General features: G+C 70.9%; 16 protein-coding genes. 5 read left to right on the top strand and 11 right to left on the bottom strand.

Translation table 11 applies throughout. The features are described from left to right. Positions 1–285: 285 nt before the first annotated feature. The 8 genes from PUR71_RS20430 to PUR71_RS20465 are packed head-to-tail and all read right to left on the bottom strand — an operon-like array spanning position 286 to position 7058. Positions 286–660, bottom strand: coding sequence for a metal-sulfur cluster assembly factor (locus PUR71_RS20430; RefSeq protein ID WP_329928496.1), 375 nt, complete (start codon positions 658–660; stop codon positions 286–288). Positions 661–682: 22 nt separating this feature from the next. Then, a complete protein-coding gene (sufU, locus tag PUR71_RS20435) occupies positions 683–1135 on the bottom strand; it encodes a Fe-S cluster assembly sulfur transfer protein SufU (protein WP_329928497.1) in 453 nt (150 codons plus the stop codon). A 17-nt stretch (positions 1136–1152) separates the two neighbouring features. Further along, a complete protein-coding gene (locus tag PUR71_RS20440; protein ID WP_329928498.1) occupies positions 1153–2412 on the bottom strand; it encodes a cysteine desulfurase in 1260 nt (419 codons plus the stop codon). After that, a complete protein-coding gene (gene sufC / locus PUR71_RS20445; protein ID WP_329928499.1) occupies positions 2409–3173 on the bottom strand; it encodes a Fe-S cluster assembly ATPase SufC in 765 nt (254 codons plus the stop codon). Before sufC ends, PUR71_RS20440 begins: the two co-directional genes overlap by 4 nt. 6 nt (positions 3174–3179) lie before the next feature. Beyond that, positions 3180–3497, bottom strand: coding sequence for a bifunctional 3-phenylpropionate/cinnamic acid dioxygenase ferredoxin subunit (locus PUR71_RS20450; protein WP_329928500.1), 318 nt, complete (start codon positions 3495–3497; stop codon positions 3180–3182). Between the two features lie 4 nt (positions 3498–3501). Beyond that, positions 3502–4731 (bottom strand): Fe-S cluster assembly protein SufD, encoded by a 1230-nt coding sequence (gene sufD / locus PUR71_RS20455; RefSeq protein WP_329928501.1) that lies wholly within the window; start codon positions 4729–4731, stop codon positions 3502–3504. A gap of 59 nt (positions 4732–4790) precedes the next feature. Further along, entirely contained in the window at positions 4791–6206 is a 1416-nt protein-coding gene (gene sufB / locus PUR71_RS20460) for a Fe-S cluster assembly protein SufB (RefSeq protein WP_329928502.1), read from the bottom strand. A gap of 9 nt (positions 6207–6215) precedes the next feature. Further along, complete coding sequence (locus PUR71_RS20465; RefSeq protein WP_329928503.1) at positions 6216–7058, bottom strand: helix-turn-helix transcriptional regulator; 843 nt, start codon at positions 7056–7058, stop codon at positions 6216–6218. 175 nt (positions 7059–7233) lie between these two features. Here PUR71_RS20465 and PUR71_RS20470 point away from each other — a divergent pair, with 175 nt between their 5' ends. Together PUR71_RS20470 and PUR71_RS20475 are read left to right on the top strand one after the other, a co-directional pair. After that, a complete protein-coding gene (locus tag PUR71_RS20470) occupies positions 7234–8163 on the top strand; it encodes an ABC transporter ATP-binding protein (protein WP_329928504.1) in 930 nt (309 codons plus the stop codon). A gap of 47 nt (positions 8164–8210) precedes the next feature. Further along, positions 8211–8930, top strand: coding sequence for an ABC transporter permease (locus PUR71_RS20475; protein ID WP_329928625.1), 720 nt, complete (start codon positions 8211–8213; stop codon positions 8928–8930). Positions 8931–9003: 73 nt separating this feature from the next. Here the strand turns inward: PUR71_RS20475 and PUR71_RS20480 are convergent, their stop codons facing one another. After that, complete coding sequence (locus PUR71_RS20480) at positions 9004–9720, bottom strand: LPXTG cell wall anchor domain-containing protein (RefSeq protein ID WP_329928505.1); 717 nt, start codon at positions 9718–9720, stop codon at positions 9004–9006. Positions 9721–10115: 395 nt separating this feature from the next. Here PUR71_RS20480 and PUR71_RS20485 point away from each other — a divergent pair, with 395 nt between their 5' ends. Then, positions 10116–11096, top strand: coding sequence for a COX15/CtaA family protein (locus PUR71_RS20485; RefSeq protein WP_443077508.1), 981 nt, complete (start codon positions 10116–10118; stop codon positions 11094–11096). An 82-nt stretch (positions 11097–11178) separates the two neighbouring features. Here PUR71_RS20485 and PUR71_RS20490 read toward each other — a convergent pair whose 3' ends face one another. Then, positions 11179–11520, bottom strand: coding sequence for a hypothetical protein (locus tag PUR71_RS20490; protein ID WP_329928507.1), 342 nt, complete (start codon positions 11518–11520; stop codon positions 11179–11181). A gap of 64 nt (positions 11521–11584) precedes the next feature. On the opposite strand from PUR71_RS20490, the gene PUR71_RS20495 reads away from it, so the two are divergent. Beyond that, positions 11585–12226, top strand: coding sequence for a DUF2461 domain-containing protein (locus PUR71_RS20495; protein ID WP_329928508.1), 642 nt, complete (start codon positions 11585–11587; stop codon positions 12224–12226). A gap of 57 nt (positions 12227–12283) precedes the next feature. Here PUR71_RS20495 and PUR71_RS20500 read toward each other — a convergent pair whose 3' ends face one another. Then, the gene (locus PUR71_RS20500; RefSeq protein ID WP_329928509.1) at positions 12284–13231 is read right to left on the bottom strand and encodes a heme o synthase; all 948 of its coding nucleotides are present in this window, start codon (positions 13229–13231) and stop codon (positions 12284–12286) included. Positions 13232–13679: 448 nt separating this feature from the next. Here PUR71_RS20500 and tkt point away from each other — a divergent pair, with 448 nt between their 5' ends. Next, positions 13680–15779 (top strand): transketolase, encoded by a 2100-nt coding sequence (gene tkt, locus PUR71_RS20505; RefSeq protein ID WP_329928510.1) that lies wholly within the window; start codon positions 13680–13682, stop codon positions 15777–15779. Positions 15780–15825 lie beyond the last annotated feature (46 nt).

The raw sequence follows: 15825 nt of genomic DNA on the forward strand, positions 1-15825 counted from the left end.
CCTCCTCGAAGAACCTTCGCCCAGCCTGCGCCGCCCCCCGTCACCGCGGTGTGACGGCCACGGGGAGCAGCCGCGCATCGCCCTCTTCACTGCGCATGTTCCCCACCGTTCCCACCCGCCTGCCGGCGGGTGGGAACGGTGGGGAACGGCGGTCGAGCTGCCCAACGCACCAGATCGCGCGCGGGTGTTCACCCGGCGAGGGGCGAACCGGGGCACGGAAACGCCGCTGCCCGGGACCCCGAAAAGGGGTCCCGGGCAGCGGAACGGCGATCGGCCGGCGGCGGCTCAGACGTTGAAGCCCAGCGCGCGCAGCTGCTCGCGGCCGTCGTCGGTGATCTTGTCCGGGCCCCACGGCGGCATCCAGACCCAGTTGATCCGCAGGTCCTGCACCAGGCCGTCGGTGGCGGTCTTGGCCTGGTCCTCGATGACGTCGGTCAGCGGGCAGGCCGCCGAGGTGAGCGTCATGTCGATGGTGGCCACGTCCGACTCGTCGATGTGGATGCCGTAGATCAGGCCCAGGTTGACGACGTCGATGCCCAGTTCGGGGTCGACGACGTCCATCAGGGCCTCGGTCAGGTCCTCGACGGAGACGGTGCCGGCGGTGGTGCCGACGATGCCGCCCGGCTGCTCCTCCGTGGCGGAGGGGGTCTCGTCACTCATGGTTGGTCCTCCTCTGCTCGGGTCAGTCGTTCACGGCGGGGTGCTGGGCGAGCGCCTTGGCGGTGGCGTCCTTCCAGGCCATCCAGCTCAGCAGGGCGCACTTGACGCGCGCCGGGTACTTGGAGACGCCGGCGAACGCGACCGCGTCCTCCAGCACCTCCTCGTCGCCCTCGGCCTGGCCCTTGCTCTGCATCAGCTCCAGGAAGGCCTCCTGGACGGCCTGCGCCTCGCCCACGGTCTTGCCGACCACCAGGTCGTTCAGCACCGAGGCGCTGGCCTGGCTGATCGAACAGCCCTGGGACTCGTAGGACACGTCGGCGACCGTCGAGCCGTCGAGCTTCACCCGAAGGGTGATCTCGTCGCCGCAGGTCGGGTTGACGTGGTGCACCTCGGCGTCACCGTCCCGCAGCCCCTTGCCGTGGGGGTTGCGGTAGTGGTCCAGGATGATGTCCTGGTACATCGAGTCGAGCTTCATGTCCTGCGCCTGTCCCGTCAGCCGAAGAAGTTCCGGACGTGGTGCAGGCCGTCGATCAGCGCGTCGACCTCGCCCGGCGTCGAGTACAGATAGAACGACGCCCGCGTGGTCGCCGGAATTCCGTACCGCAGGCACACCGGCCGCGCGCAGTGGTGACCGACGCGCACGGCGATGCCCTGCTCGTCCAGCACCTGGCCCACGTCGTGCGGGTGGATGTCGCCGAGGGTGAAGGAGATCGCGGCACCGCGGTCCACGGCCGTGCGCGGGCCGATGATCCGCAGGTCCGGGACCTCGAGCAGGCGCTCGACCGCGTAGGCGGTGATCGCGTGCTCGTGCGCGGCGATCTGCTCCATGCCGACGCCCTGGAGGTAGTCGATGGCCGCGCCGAGCCCGACCGCCTGGGCGATCGGCGGGGTGCCGGCCTCGAACTTGTGCGGCGCCGGGGCGTAGGTGGACGAGCCCATGGTGACGGTCTCGATCATCTCGCCGCCGCCGAGGAACGGCGGGAGGTCCTCCAGCAGCTCCTGGCGGCCCCAGAGCACGCCGATGCCGGTCGGGGCCAGCATCTTGTGGCCGGTGAAGGCGACGAAGTCGGCCTCCAGCGCCTGCACGTCCAGCACCATGTGCGGCGCGGCCTGCGAGGCGTCGATGACGACCAGGGCGCCGACCGCCTGGGCCTTGCGCACGATCGTCTCGACCGGGTTGACGGTGCCGAGCAGGTTGGAGACCAGGGTGAAGGAGACCACCTTGGTCTTCTCGGTGATCAGCTCGTCGATGTTCGACAGGTCGAGCCGGCCCTCGTCGGTCAGCCCGAACCACTTGAGCTTCGCACCGGTGCGCTGCGAGAGCAGCTGCCACGGGACGATGTTGGAGTGGTGCTCCATCTCCGTGATGACGATCTCGGAGTCGGCGTCCACCCGGTACGGCTCGTCGGCCCAGCCGAGCATGTTGGCGACGAGGTTGAGCGACTCCGAGGCGTTCTTGGTGAAGATCACCTCGTTGCGGCTCGGCGCGTTGACGAACGCCGCGACCTTGTCGCGCGCGCCTTCGTACAGCGCCGTGGCCTCCTCGGCGAGCACGTGCACGCCGCGGTGGACGTTGGCGTTGTGCCGCTCGTAGTAGGCGTTGAGGGCCTCCAGGACCTGGCGCGGCTTCTGCGAGGTGGCCGCGTTGTCCAGGTAGACCAGCGGCTTGTCCTCGTGCAGCATGCGCTGCAGGACCGGGAAGTCCTTGCGGATCGCGTCGGTGTCGAGCAGTCCGGTCAGCGAATGGGTCACTCGGAAGCGCCTCCCTTCACGTACGTCTCGTAGCCCTCGTTCTCCAGCTTGTCGGCGAGCTCGGCGCCGCCGGACTCGACGATGCGGCCGCCCGCGAAGACGTGGACGTAGTCGGGCTTGATGTAGCGCAGGATGCGGGTGTAGTGGGTCACCAGGAGGGTGCCGACCTCGCCGGTCTCGCGGACCCGGTTGATGCCCTCGGAGACGATCCGCAGCGCGTCGACGTCCAGACCGGAGTCGGTCTCGTCGAGGATCGCGATCTTCGGCTTGAGGAGCTCCAGCTGGAGGATCTCGTGGCGCTTCTTCTCACCGCCGGAGAAGCCCTCGTTGACGTTGCGCTCGGCGAAGGCCGGGTCCATCTGGAGGGCGGCCATCGCCTCCTTGACCTCCTTGACCCACAGGCGCAGCTTCGGAGCCTCGCCGCGGACCGCGGTGGCGGCGGTGCGCAGGAAGTTGCTCACCGAGACGCCCGGGACCTCGACCGGGTACTGCATGGCGAGGAACACGCCGGCCTTGGCACGCTCGTCGACGGACATCTCCAGGACGTCCTCGCCGTCCAGCAGCACGGAGCCGCCGGTGACGGTGTACTTGGGGTGGCCGGCCAGCGAGTAGGCCAGGGTGGACTTGCCGGAGCCGTTCGGACCCATGATGGCGTGGGTCTCGCCCTGCTTCACGGTGAGGTCGACGCCCTTCAGGATCTCGCGCGGGCCGTTCTCGGCCTCGACGGAGACGTGCAGGTCGCGGATTTCAAGGGTTGCCATGTGTACTCAGGACTCCTGGTTGACGGAGACGAGCACATCGTCCCCTTCGATCTTTACGGGGTAGACAGCGACCGGCTTGGTGGCGGGCAGGCCGGAGGGCTTGCCGGTGCGCAGGTCGAAGCTGGAACCGTGCAGCCAGCACTCGATCATGCAGTCCTCGACCTCGCCCTCGGAGAGCGAGACGTTCGCGTGCGAGCAGGTGTCGTTGATCGCGAACACCCCCTCGTCGGTGCGGACGACGGAGACCGGCACGCCGTTGAGGTCGACGCGCTTGGGGACGTCCTCCTGGAGGTCGCTCAGCGCGCAGGCACGGAGATACGTCATCGGGTCAGACCGCCGCTTCCAGCTCGGCGTCGATCTTCTCCATGAGCTGGTCCTGGACCTCGGCCACGCCGATCTGCTGGAGCAGCTCGGCGAAGAAGCCGCGCACGACCAGGCGGCGGGCCTCGTCCGCGGGGATGCCGCGGGCCTGCAGGTAGAACAGCTGCTCGTCGTCGAAGCGGCCGGTGGCGGAGGCGTGGCCGGCGCCGACGATCTCGCCGGTCTCGATCTCGAGGTTCGGGATCGAGTCGACCCGGGCGCCGTCGGTGAGCACCAGGTTGCGGTTGAGCTCGTAGGTGTCCGTGCCGAGGGCGGCCGCGCGGATCAGCACGTCGCCGACCCAGACCGCGTGGGCGTCCTGGCCCTGCAGCGCGCCCTTGTAGGCCACGTTGGACCGGCAGTGCGGCGTGTCGTGGTCGATGACGAGGCGGTGCTCCAGGTGCTGGCCGGCGTCGGCGAAGTAGAGGCCGAACAGCTCGGCCTCGCCGCCGGGGCCGGCGTAGTTGACCCGCGGGTGGAGGCGGACCACGTCGCCGCCGAAGGTCACGACGACGGACTTGAACGAGGCGTCGCGACCGACCAGCGCGTTGTGCTGCGCGACGTGGACGGCGTCGCGGTCCCAGTCCTGGACGGAGACGAAGGTGAGCTTCGCGCCGTCGCCGACCAGGAGTTCGACGTTGGCGGCGCGGGTGCCGGTGCCCACGTGGTTGAGCACCACGACGGCCTCGGCGAACGGCTTGACGTCGATCACCACGTGGGCGAAGCGGACCCCGCCCTCGGCGCGCACGTCGATCCGGACCGGCTCGGAGAGCACCGCGTCCTTGGGCACCGTGACGACCAGGGCCTGCTCGAAGGCGCTGAACGCCTGGGCGGCGACCCGGTCGACCGGCTTGCCGGCCTTGCCCAGGCGGGCGTCGTCGCGGCCGACGGTCTCGGCGGTGACGCCCGCGGGCAGCGCGAACTCGACCTTGTCCTCGCCCTTCTCGGCGGCCGCGGCGGTGCCGTCGTGCAGCCCGCCGAGGCGGTGCAGCGGCGTGAACCGCCAGTCCTCCTCGCGGCCGTGCGGCACCGGGAAGTCGTTCACGTCGAAGGACGGCTTGACCGCGACGCGCGCGTCGATCGGCTGCTGGACCGTGGCCCGGCCGGTGCCGGGGCCGGCGAGCTGCGCGCCCGCACCGGCGGTGCCGACCTCGATCGAACCGGCGGTGGTGGAGCCGGTGGTGTTCTGCTCAGCCATGGCTGTTCGTTGTGCTCTCTTCCTCGGAATTCAGTGGATGGCGGGTGCTCGGCCGGGGGTCAGCCGACCGCGCCCTCCATCTGCAGCTCGATCAGCCGGTTGAGCTCCAGCGCGTACTCCATCGGCAGCTCGCGCGCGATCGGCTCGACGAAGCCGCGCACGATCATCGCCATAGCCTCGGTCTCGGTCAGGCCGCGGCTCATCAGGTAGAACAGCTGGTCCTCGCTGACCTTGGAGACGGTCGCCTCGTGGCCCATGGACACGTCGTCCTCGCGGACGTCCACGTAGGGGTAGGTGTCCGAGCGGGAGATGGTGTCGACCAGCAGCGCGTCGCACAGGACGTTGGACTTGGCGCCGTGCGAGCCCTCGCCGATCTCGATCAGACCGCGGTAGGAGGTCCGGCCGCCGCCGCGCGCCACCGACTTGGAGACGATGTGCGAGGAGGTGTTCGGCGCCATGTGCACCATCTTGGCGCCGGCGTCCTGGTGCTGGCCCTCGCCCGCGAAGGCGATGGACAGGGTCTCGCCCTTGGCGTGCTCGCCCATCAGGTAGACGGCCGGGTACTTCATGGTGACCTTGGAGCCGATGTTGCCGTCGACCCACTCCATGGTCGCGCCCTCGTACGCCACGGCGCGCTTGGTGACCAGGTTGTAGACGTTGTTCGACCAGTTCTGGATGGTCGTGTAGCGGCAGCGGCCGCCCTTCTTGACGATGATCTCCACGACCGCCGAGTGCAGCGAGTCGGAGGAGTAGATCGGCGCGGTGCAGCCCTCGACGTAGTGGACGTACGCGTCCTCGTCGACGATGATCAGCGTCCGCTCGAACTGGCCCATGTTCTCGGTGTTGATCCGGAAGTAGGCCTGCAGGGGGATGTCGACGTGCACGCCCTTCGGCACGTAGATGAAGGACCCGCCGGACCAGACTGCCGTGTTCAGCGCGGCGAACTTGTTGTCGCCGGCCGGGATGACGGTGCCGAAGTACTCCTTGAACAGCTCCGGGTGCTCGCGCAGCGCGGTGTCGGTGTCCAGGAAGATGACACCCTGCTGCTCCAGGTCCTCGCGGATCTGGTGGTAGACGACCTCGGACTCGTACTGGGCGGCGACACCGGCGACCAGGCGCTGCTTCTCCGCCTCCGGGATGCCCAGCTTGTCGTAGGTGGCCTTGATGTCCGCGGGCAGGTCCTCCCAGGACTCGGCCTGCTTCTCGGTCGAGCGGACGAAGTACTTGATGTTGTCGAAGTCGATGCCGGAGAGGTCCGAGCCCCAGGTCGGCATGGGCTTCTTGCCGAACAGCTTCAGGCCCTTGAGCCGGAGGTTCAGCATCCACTCGGACTCGTTCTTCTTCGCGGAGATGTCGCGCACGACCTCCTCGCTGAGCCCGCGCTTGGCCACGGCACCGGCGGTGTCCGGGTCGGCCCAGCCGTACTCGTACTTGCCGAGGCCCTCGAGCTCCGGGTGCGAAACGATGTCAGTCATGCGAGCTTCCTAACGCGCGGACGCTGGATCTTCGGTGGACGTACCGGCAGTCGGCACCGCATCGGGACCCGGCCGCGCGCTGCGCACGGCGGACGACGATGCGGCACCGGGTGCCGGCACATAGGTGGTGCAGACCCCGTCGCCGTGGGCGATGGTGGCCAGCCGTTGCACATGGGTGCCCAGGAGCTGGGAGAAGACCTCGGTCTCCGCCTCGCAGAGCTGGGGGAACTGCTCGGCGATGTGCGCGACCGGGCAGTGGTGCTGGCAGAGCTGGGCGCCCGCCGGGGCCTTCGCCGCGGCCGACGGGACCCGCCGCACCGTGGCAGCGTACCCGTCCGCGCTCAGCGCCTGGGCGAGCGCCTCGGTGCGCTCGGAGGCCTCGGCCTGCTGCAGGGTCTCCAGGTAGCGCCGGCCCTGCTTGCCGAAGCGGGCGCGCGCGAAGGCGGCGACCGCCTCCTCGCCCGCCTTGCCGCCGCCCACCGAGTCGGAGATCCAGCGCAGCGCGTCGGCAGCGAGCTGGTCGTACTCCTGGTAGAAGGCGTCCCGTCCGCCGTCGGTGAGGGCGAAGACCTTGGCCGGACGGCCCCGGCCGCGGCTGCCGTAGACCCGCTGCTCGCGGGACTCGACCAGGCCCGCGGCGGCCAGTCCGTCGAGGTGGCGGCGCACGGCGGCGGCGGTGAGGCCGAGCCGGCTCGCGAGGTCGGCGGCGGAGGAGGGGCCGTGGTCGAGGATCGAGCGGGCGACCCGGTCGCGGGTGGCGCGGTGGCCCTCCAGCAGCACCTCGGCCGCCGTCACGGGCACGTCGCAGTCGGGGGCCGGCTCGGCCTCCCGCTGCGTGGCGTGCTCGCGCATGTTTTTCACAACACCAGTGTTGCGTAATTACTTCCGACAGGACAACCCGTGATCCAGGCCTCACCCGTGTCATCTGTCACGCAGGTAAGGCTTACCTGACCTGCGGAAACGATCGCCGAGGCGACGGCACCCCGCCCGCAGGGTCGGGTGTTCGGTGCCTCTTAGACTCGCCGGTATGCACTCCGAACCCGCGGTCCAGATCGCCGGGCTGGTCAAGCACTACGGTGACAAGCCCGCGGTGGACGGCCTCGACCTGACCATCGCGCGCGGCGCGATCACCGCCGTCCTCGGCCCCAACGGCGCCGGCAAGACCACCACCATCGAGACCTGCGAGGGTTACCGCCGCCCGGACGCCGGCACCGTCCGCGTCCTCGGCCTCGATCCGGTCGCCCAGCACGCCGCCCTGCGCCCGCGGATCGGCGTCATGCTGCAGTCCGGCGGGGTGTACGCGGGCGCCCGCGCCGTCGAGATGCTGCGGCACACCGCCAAGCTGCACGCGCACCCGCTGGACGTCGACGCCCTGGTCGAGCGGCTCGGCCTCGGCTCCTGCGGCCGCACCACCTACCGGCGCCTGTCCGGCGGCCAGCAGCAGCGGCTGGCCCTCGCCATGGCCGTGGTCGGCCGCCCCGAGCTGGTCTTCCTCGACGAGCCCACCGCCGGCCTCGACCCGCAGGCCCGCCGCGCCACCTGGGAGCTGGTCCGCGACCTGCGCCGGGACGGCGTCACCGTGGTCGTCACCACCCACCACATGGACGAGGCCGAGCAGCTCGCCGACCACGTCGCCGTCGTGGACCGCGGCAAGGTCATCGCCACCGGCACCCCCGAGGAGCTGTGCCGCGGCGGCGCCGAGAACGCCCTGCGCTTCGACGGCCCGCCCGGACTCGACCTCGGCCCGCTGCTCAAGGAGTTGCCCGAGGGCACCGCCGCCACCGAGACCGCCCCCGGCAGCTACCGCGTCGAGGCCGCGACCGTGGACCCGCAGCTGCTGGCCGCCGTCACGTCCTGGTGCGCGGCCTCCGGCATCCTCCCCGAGCGGCTCGCCGTGCAGCGCCGCAGCCTCGAAGACGTCTTCCTCGACCTGACCGGACGGGACCTGCGCTCGTGACGACGACCGATTACGCCCCGAAGCCCGGAGCCGCGCCCGTCGGCCGGATGCTGCTCGCGCAGACCGCGTTCGAGACCAGGATGCTGCTGCGCAACGGTGAGCAGTTGCTGCTCACCGTCGTCATCCCGACCGTCCTGCTGGTGCTGTTCTCCGCCGTCGACGTCGTCGCGGTGGAGGGCCCCGGCAAGCGGGTCGACTTCCTCGCGCCGGGCCTGCTGGCGCTCGCCGTGATGTCCACCGCGTTCACGGGCCAGGCCATCGCCACCGGGTTCGAGCGCCGCTACGGCGTGCTGAAGCGGCTCGGCGCGAGCCCGCTGCCGCGCTGGGCGCTGCTGACCGCCAAGACCGGCTGCGTGCTGGTCACCGAGGCGCTGCAGGTCGCGCTGCTGTCGGTGATCGCGCTGGCCCTCGGCTGGTCGCCGCACGGTGACCCGTTCTCGGTGGCCGCGCTGCTGGTCCTCGGCACGGCCGCCTTCTCGGGGCTCGGCCTGCTGATGGCCGGCACGCTCAGGGCCGAGGCGACGCTGGCCGCCGCGAACCTCGTGTTCATCCTGCTGCTGCTGGGCGGTGGGGTGATCGTGCCGCTGAGCAGGTTCCCGTCCGCCGTGCGGTCGGTGCTGGAGTTCCTGCCGATCGCGGCGCTCTCGGACGGCCTGCGGTCGGTCCTGCAGACCGGCGCCGGGGTGCCGTGGTCGGACCTCGGGATCCTGGCCGGCTGGGCCGTCGTGGGCCTCGCCGCCGCCGCGCGCTTCTTCCGCTGGGAGTAGTCCCGGCGCTCCACGCACGGCGCCCCCAGACCTCGTGAGGCCTGGGGGCGCCGTCGTGCACGGGGCTCCGGCGTCAGCTCTCGCTGCCACCGTGGCGCTTGCGGGCGAACAGCACGATGGCGCCGCCGAGCAGCAGCACGCCCGCGCCGGCCGCCGCGATGACGGGGGTGGCCGAGCTGCCACCGGTCTGGGCGAGGGCCGGGGCGCTGGTGCTCGGCGCCGGGGTCGGGGCCGGTGGCCTGCTGACGGACGGCGTCACCGTCGGGGCCGCCGTGCCCGGGGGCGTGGTGCTCGGGGTCGGCGTCACGCTCGGCACCGGCGTCGGCGTGGTGGTCGGCGTCGGGGTGGGGGTCGGGGTCGGCGTGGGGGTGGGCGTCTTGGTGGGCGTGGGGGTGGGCGTGGGGGTCGGTGTCGGGGTGTGGCAGGGCTGGATCGTCTCGGACTCGTTGATGTTCCAGCCGGGCTCCGCCGGGGTCTCCGTGGTGGTCACCACGAAGGTCGCCTTGATCGGCGCGGAGTGGTCCTTCACCGGGAAGGTGCCGTGGAACTCCTTGCCGAACCGCTTGTCCAGCACCTTCTCGCCGTCGATGGTGAGCGTGACGTTGTTCGTCACGGTGTCCTTCTCGCTGTACTTGACCAGATCGATGACGATCTTGTCGCAGTCCACCTTCCACGCCGGTACGTGGGCCGAGGCCGGGCCGGCCAGGCTCAGGGGCAGGAGGATTCCGGCCGCCGCCGTGGCGGCGAGCGCCGCCGCTCCGATCCCGAAGTGCCGCTGCTGTCGTGCCATTACCCTGTTCCCCTCCGAACGGTCCTGTGCAGCAGGCGTGTTGAGTGCTTCGCGGTGGCCCGCTACGGATGTCCGGGGGACTCTACCGGCACTCCCGCACCTCGCCACACCCCGCCGTACGACCGGATTTCGTCTGTCGGTCTCACCATGGATGTGCATGACCAGCCCACCACAGGCGCCACCTCGCACAACGCGGAATCGGCGAACCTGAACGGACTTCGTCACCCGTCTGAAAAAACGCGGCCCCAGGGAATCAGGTTCAATCACCGGGGCCACGACTTCGATCAGCCGATGAACAGCCAGGACCACCGACGGCCTTGACCGGAAGATCCGCTTTCACCCTCCCGGGCCCCGACTCGCGCCCCACGCCAAGATCACCTGTAAGGGCACCTACGATTGACCGCGTGCTGAACCCCTTCTCCCTGCTCGCCGACCGCTGGCAGCCGTCCGCCGCGATGGTCCGGCGCGCCGCGTTCGCCGCGCTGGTGATGAGCGTGGTGATCGTCGTCACCGGCGGCGCCGTCCGCCTCACCGCCTCCGGCCTCGGCTGCACCACCTGGCCCCGCTGCACCGACGAGAGCCTGACACCCACCGCCGAGATGGGCTTCCACGGCATCGTCGAGTTCACCAACCGGATGCTCACCTACGTGCTGAGCGCAGCGGTCGGCTGGGCGATCCTCGCCGCCCGCTGCCACCGCCCCTGGCGCCGCAGCATGACCAAGCTCGGCTGGGCGCAGTTCTGGCTGGTGATGAGCAACGCCGTGCTCGGCGGCATCACCGTGCTGACCGGCCTCAACCCGTACACCGTCGCGCTGCACATGATCGCCGCGATGGCCCTGGTCTGGGTCGCGCTGCTGATGTGGGAACGCTCCGAGGAGGGCGACGGCCCGGCGGAGCTCGCGGTGGCCCGCCCGATCCACCAGCTCTCGTACGTGCTCGTCACGGTCATCGGCCTGCTCGTCGCGGCGGGCACCCTGGTCACCGGCGCCGGCCACCACCCGGGCACGCCGAAGGACAACAAGATCGTCCCGCGCATCCCGATCGACTACGACCGCCTCGCGCAGTTCCACGCCGACCTCGCGTTCGTCTCGGTCGGCCTGGCGATCGCGGTGATCTTCGTCTTCGCCGCCGTGAAGGCCCCGCAGCCCGCCAAGGCCCGGGCCAAGGAACTGCTGGCGGTCCTGCTCCTCCAGGGCGTCCTCGGCTTCATCCAGTACTTCACGGACGCCCCCGAGCTGATGGTCGGCCTGCACATGCTGCTCGCCGCCCTGACCTGGATCGCCGCCCTGCGCATCCCCCTCGCGCTGCGCACGCGCGCGGACGACGCGCCGGCCGTGCCGCTGCCCGCCCAGGCCCCGCAGACCGCCGCGGCCTGACCCGCGCCGAGCGCCCGCACGCCGAACGGCCCGGTTCCCCCGATGAGGGGAACCGGGCCGTCGTCGTACGCGGGCCGGGCGGTCAGCCGCCGAGCTGGATGCCGGCCATCCGCCTCCACTCGTACGGGCCCGTCTTCACCTTGAGGGCCAGCTCGCCCTCGAAGTCGTCGTGCAGGGTCAGCCCGGCCAGCTCGGCGGCCCGGCGGCCGACCGCGTAGCTCGGGGCCACCTGGTCGCCCCAGGCGCCGTCCGCGCCGACCACGACGATCCGGGTGGCCACGGCGCCGACGTACTCGACGACCGCGTCGGCGCTGCCGCCGTGCTGCGCGGCGAAGCTGGTGAGGTTCTTGGCGATGCGCTTGGCACGGCGCTCGGTGCGGGCGTCCGGCGTGGCGGTGGCGGTCTCTGCGCTCATGTCCGGCATGCTACCCACCGGTAGCGGCGCTGGCGACGGGAGCGCCCTGTGCACCGGGCCACATACTGGAGACGTGACCTTCTCCGGATGGCCGGTCGAGGCGCTCGAATTCTACGAGCACCTGGAAGCCGACAACTCGAAGACCTTCTGGCAGGCCCACAAGGACCGCTACGACGAGGCCGTGCGCGCCCCCATGGAGGAGCTGCTGGCCGAGCTGGAACCGGAGTTCGGCCCGGGGAAGATCTTCCGCCCCAACCGCGACGTCCGCTTCAGCGCCGACAAGTCCCCGTACAAGACGCACATCGGGGCCCATCTGGAGGCCGGCGGCTACGTCCAGCTCTCCGCCGACGGCCTGGCCTGCGGCAACGGCATGTACCAGCTCGCCGCCGACCAGCTGGAGCGCTACCGCGCGGCCGTCGCCGAGGACGTCTCCGGGGCCGAACTGGAGCGCGTGATCGCCCGGGTGGAGAAGGACGGCCCGAAGGTCTTCGGCCGTGACAGCCTGAAGTCCGCCCCGCGCGGCTACCCCAAGGACCATCCCAGGATCGAGCTGCTGCGCCACAAGGGCCTCGTGGCCTGGCAGGAGTGGCCGCCTGCGAAGTGGCTTGGCACGCGCGCCGCGCTGACCCGCATCGCCGCCTTCCTGCGGGCCTCCCAGCCGCTCAGGGACTGGCTGGACGGCCACGTCGGCCCGTCCGAGCTGCCGGCGCGATAGGAAACGGGAAGAGCCCCGGTCCACCAGGACCGGGGCTCTTCCTCCGCGCGGGAGCGGCTACTTCACGAACGGGTCGATCGCGCAGACCACGAACAGCAGCGACAGGTAGGTGATCGACCAGTGGAACAGCCGCATCTCCTTCAGCTTCGCGCCGACGACCCCGGCCTTGGCCCGCGCGTACAGCGCGTGCGCCTCGCGCAGCCAGGCCGCGCCGAGCACCACGGCGGCGACCGGGTACAGCCAGCTCATGTGCCCCAGCGGCCACAGCGCCAGCGAGACGGCCACCATGACCCAGGAGTAGACGACGACCTGCTTGCCGACCGCCACGTTGCCCTTGATCACCGGCAGCATCGGGACGCCGGCGCGCAGGTAGTCGTCGCGCACCTTCATCGACAGCACCCAGGTGTGCGGCGGCGTCCAGAAGAACACCACCAGGAAGAGGATGACCGCCGCCCAGGAAACGGAGTTGGTGACCGAGGCCCAGCCGACCAACACCGGCATGCAGCCCGCGATGCCGCCCCACACGATGTTCTGCGAGGTGCGCCGCTTGAGGCCCAGCGTGTAGACGAAGACGTAGAACAGCAGGGCGCCGAGCGCGAGCCCGGAGGACAGCCAGTTGACGCCGAAGCCGAGCAGCAGCGTCGAGACGACCGCGAGCACGATGCCGAACACCAGCGCCTCGCGCGGCGACACCATGCCGGTGACGATCGGCCGGCGCTCGGTGCGCGACATCACCGCGTCGATGTCGCGGTCGATGTACATGTTGAGGGCGTTGGCGCCGCCCGCCGAGAGGTAGCCGCCGACCACGACCTTCAGCACCAGCAGCATGTTCGGCACGCCCTGCTGGGCCAGGAACATCACCGGCACCGTGCTCATCAGCAGCAGTTCGATGATCCGCGGCTTGGTCAGTGCGACGAACGCGCCGACACGGGCCCCGATGGGCCGGTGCGCAGGAGTCGCCCCGGTGACCCCGGCGGGACGGGTTTCGACGGCGGTCACTAACACCCCAACTGAAGATGAATCTTCGCAGGCGTCGAAGGAAACGAAGGTCCCGAATCGTCCGCTCTGCGCGTACCACGCCACCTTAGACGCTCCATATCTCCCCACCGGCTCCGGGGTCCCCCGGCGGGGCGGAACGCACACCCCTGGGTGAACCCACGAACCGGGACCGGTCGGCCTCGCCTCCCCCGTCCTGCTCATGGGAGGGGCAGGCCACGTCAAAACAGGAGAGCCTGGGACAAAACGCCCCAGAGCGGCATCGTGGGAATCGCCATACCCGAATTCCGGTTGTCCCAGCACGGAGGGTGAGCCCCGGGCCGAGCGGTAGGCTCGCACACAGAAGCGGGATCTACCCTCCGTGACCGGCACCAGCAGCGTCGGGACCACAGCGCCGTGGCCGACCGGGTCCCCTTCACGGGGTCACTCTTCACAACGGAAGGAGCCCTGAGACAGGGTGAGCACGACGCCGACGAACGCATTCGAGTGGTCCGATCTGGATGAGCGCACGGTTGACACGGCCCGGGTCCTGGCCATGGACGCCGTCCAGAAGGTCGGCAACGGACACCCCGGGACAGCCATGGCGCTGGCCCCGGCGGCGTACCTGATCTTCCAGCGTTTCCTGCGGCACGACCCCACCGACCCCTCCTGGGTGGGCCGCGACCGATTCGTCCTCTCCCCCGGGCACACCAGCCTGACCCTCTACACCCAGCTCTACCTCTCGGGCTACGGCCTGGAGCTGGACGACCTCAAGGCCTTCCGCGTCGCGGGCAGCCGCACCCCCGGCCACCCCGAGCACGGCCACACCGCCGGCGTCGAGACCACGACCGGTCCGCTCGGCCAGGGCATCGCCAACGCGGTCGGCATGGCGATGGCCGCCCGCTACGAGCGCGGCCTCTTCGACCCGGACGCCCCGGCCGGCGAGTCCCCGTTCGACCACACGATCTGGGCCATCGTCTCCGACGGCGACCTGGAGGAGGGCATCTCCGCCGAGGCCTCCTCGCTGGCCGGCCACCAGCAGCTGGGCAACCTCGTCGCCCTGTACGACGACAACCACATCTCGATCGAGGGCGACACCGAGACGGCCTTCTCGGAGGACGTGCTCAAGCGCTACGAGGCGTACGGCTGGCACGTCCAGCGGGTCGCCCCGAAGGCGAACGGCGACATCGACGTCGCCGCCCTCGCCGAGGCGCTCGCCGCCGCCAAGGCCGAGACCGCCCGCCCGTCGATGATCGCTATGCGCACGATCATCGCCTGGCCGGCCCCGGACGCCCAGAACACCGCCAAGGCCCACGGCTCCGCCCTCGGCGCCGCCGAGATCGCCGCCACCAAGAAGGTCCTGGGCTTCGACCCGGAGAAGACCTTCGAGGTCTCCGACAAGGTCATCGAGCACGCCCGCCTGGTGATCAAGCGCGGCAAGGCCGCCCGCGACGAGTGGCAGGGCTCCTTCGACGCCTGGCGCGCCGCCAACCCGCACCGGGCCGGCGAGTTCGACCGCATCCAGGCCGGCGAGCTGCCCGAGGGGTGGAAGAAGACCGTCCCGACCTTCCCCGCCGGCAAGGACGTCGCCACCCGCAAGGCCTCCGGGGAGACCCTCAAGGCGATCGGCGCGGTGATCCCGGAGCTGTGGGGCGGCTCGGCCGACCTCGCGGAGTCCAACCTCACCACCATCGACGAGGAGAGCTCCTTCCTCCCCGAGGGCAACCCGCTGAAGTCGGCGAGCCCGTACGGCCGGACGATCCACTTCGGCATCCGCGAGCACGCCATGGGCTCGACCATGAACGGCATCGCCCTGCACGGCAAGACCCGCGTGTACGGCGGCACCTTCCTGGTCTTCGCGGACTACATGCGCCCGGCCGTCCGCCTGGCCGCGCTCATGAAGCTGCCGGTCACCTACGTCTGGACGCACGACTCCATCGGCCTCGGCGAGGACGGCCCGACCCACCAGCCGGTCGAGCACCTGGCCTCGCTGCGCGCCATCCCGGGCCTGTCCATGGTCCGCCCGGCCGACGCCAACGAGACCGCCGTCGCCTGGCGCACCGTCATCGAGCGGCAGACCAGCAACCCCGGCCCGGTCGGCCTGGCGCTCACCCGCCAGAACGTCCCGACCTTCGACCGCGAGGTCTTCGGCTCCGCCGAGGGCACCGCGAAGGGCGGCTACGTCCTGGCCGAGGCCGGCAACGGCGACCCGCAGGTGATCCTGCTCGGCACCGGCTCCGAGGTCCAGCTGGCCGTCAAGGCCCGCGAGGTCCTGGAGGCCGAGGGCATCGCCACCCGCGTCGTCTCGCTGCCGTCCTTCGAGTGGTTCCAGGAGCAGGACCAGGCCTACCGCGACAGCGTGCTGCCGCCGTCGGTCAAGGCCCGCGTCTCGGTCGAGGCCGGCATCGCCCAGGGCTGGCGCGAGCTGGTCGGCGACCACGGCCGGATCGTCTCGCTGGAGCACTTCGGCGCCTCCGCGGACTACCAGGTGCTGTTCGAGGAGTTCGGCCTGACCGCCGAGCGCGTGGTGGCCGAGGCCCACAACGCCCTGCGCTCCCTCGAAGCCGTCAACCGCTAGCCCCTCGGGCCGCGTACCCGCCCGCACGCGGGTACGCGGCCCCTCT

Origin of the sequence: Streptomyces sp. SP17BM10 (genome assembly GCF_036322405.1) — a bacterium.
GTDB lineage: Bacteria > Actinomycetota > Actinomycetes > Streptomycetales > Streptomycetaceae > Kitasatospora.

Bases quoted from the DNA above. Each gene is read 5' to 3' on its own strand.
- PUR71_RS20430 (WP_329928496.1), bottom strand. From the start codon at position 660: ATGAGTGACGAGACCCCCTCCGCCACGGAGGAGCAGCCGGGCGGCATC.
- sufU (WP_329928497.1), bottom strand. From the start codon at position 1,135: ATGAAGCTCGACTCGATGTACCAGGACATCATCCTGGACCACTACCGC.
- sufC (WP_329928499.1), bottom strand. From the start codon at position 3,173: ATGGCAACCCTTGAAATCCGCGACCTGCACGTCTCCGTCGAGGCCGAG.
- PUR71_RS20450 (WP_329928500.1), bottom strand. From the start codon at position 3,497: ATGACGTATCTCCGTGCCTGCGCGCTGAGCGACCTCCAGGAGGACGTC.
- sufD (WP_329928501.1), bottom strand. From the start codon at position 4,731: ATGGCTGAGCAGAACACCACCGGCTCCACCACCGCCGGTTCGATCGAG.
- sufB (WP_329928502.1), bottom strand. From the start codon at position 6,206: ATGACTGACATCGTTTCGCACCCGGAGCTCGAGGGCCTCGGCAAGTAC.
- PUR71_RS20465 (WP_329928503.1), bottom strand. From the start codon at position 7,058: ATGCGCGAGCACGCCACGCAGCGGGAGGCCGAGCCGGCCCCCGACTGC.
- PUR71_RS20470 (WP_329928504.1), top strand. From the start codon at position 7,234: ATGCACTCCGAACCCGCGGTCCAGATCGCCGGGCTGGTCAAGCACTAC.
- PUR71_RS20475 (WP_329928625.1), top strand. From the start codon at position 8,211: ATGCTGCTCGCGCAGACCGCGTTCGAGACCAGGATGCTGCTGCGCAAC.
- PUR71_RS20480 (WP_329928505.1), bottom strand. From the start codon at position 9,720: ATGGCACGACAGCAGCGGCACTTCGGGATCGGAGCGGCGGCGCTCGCC.
- PUR71_RS20490 (WP_329928507.1), bottom strand. From the start codon at position 11,520: ATGCCGGACATGAGCGCAGAGACCGCCACCGCCACGCCGGACGCCCGC.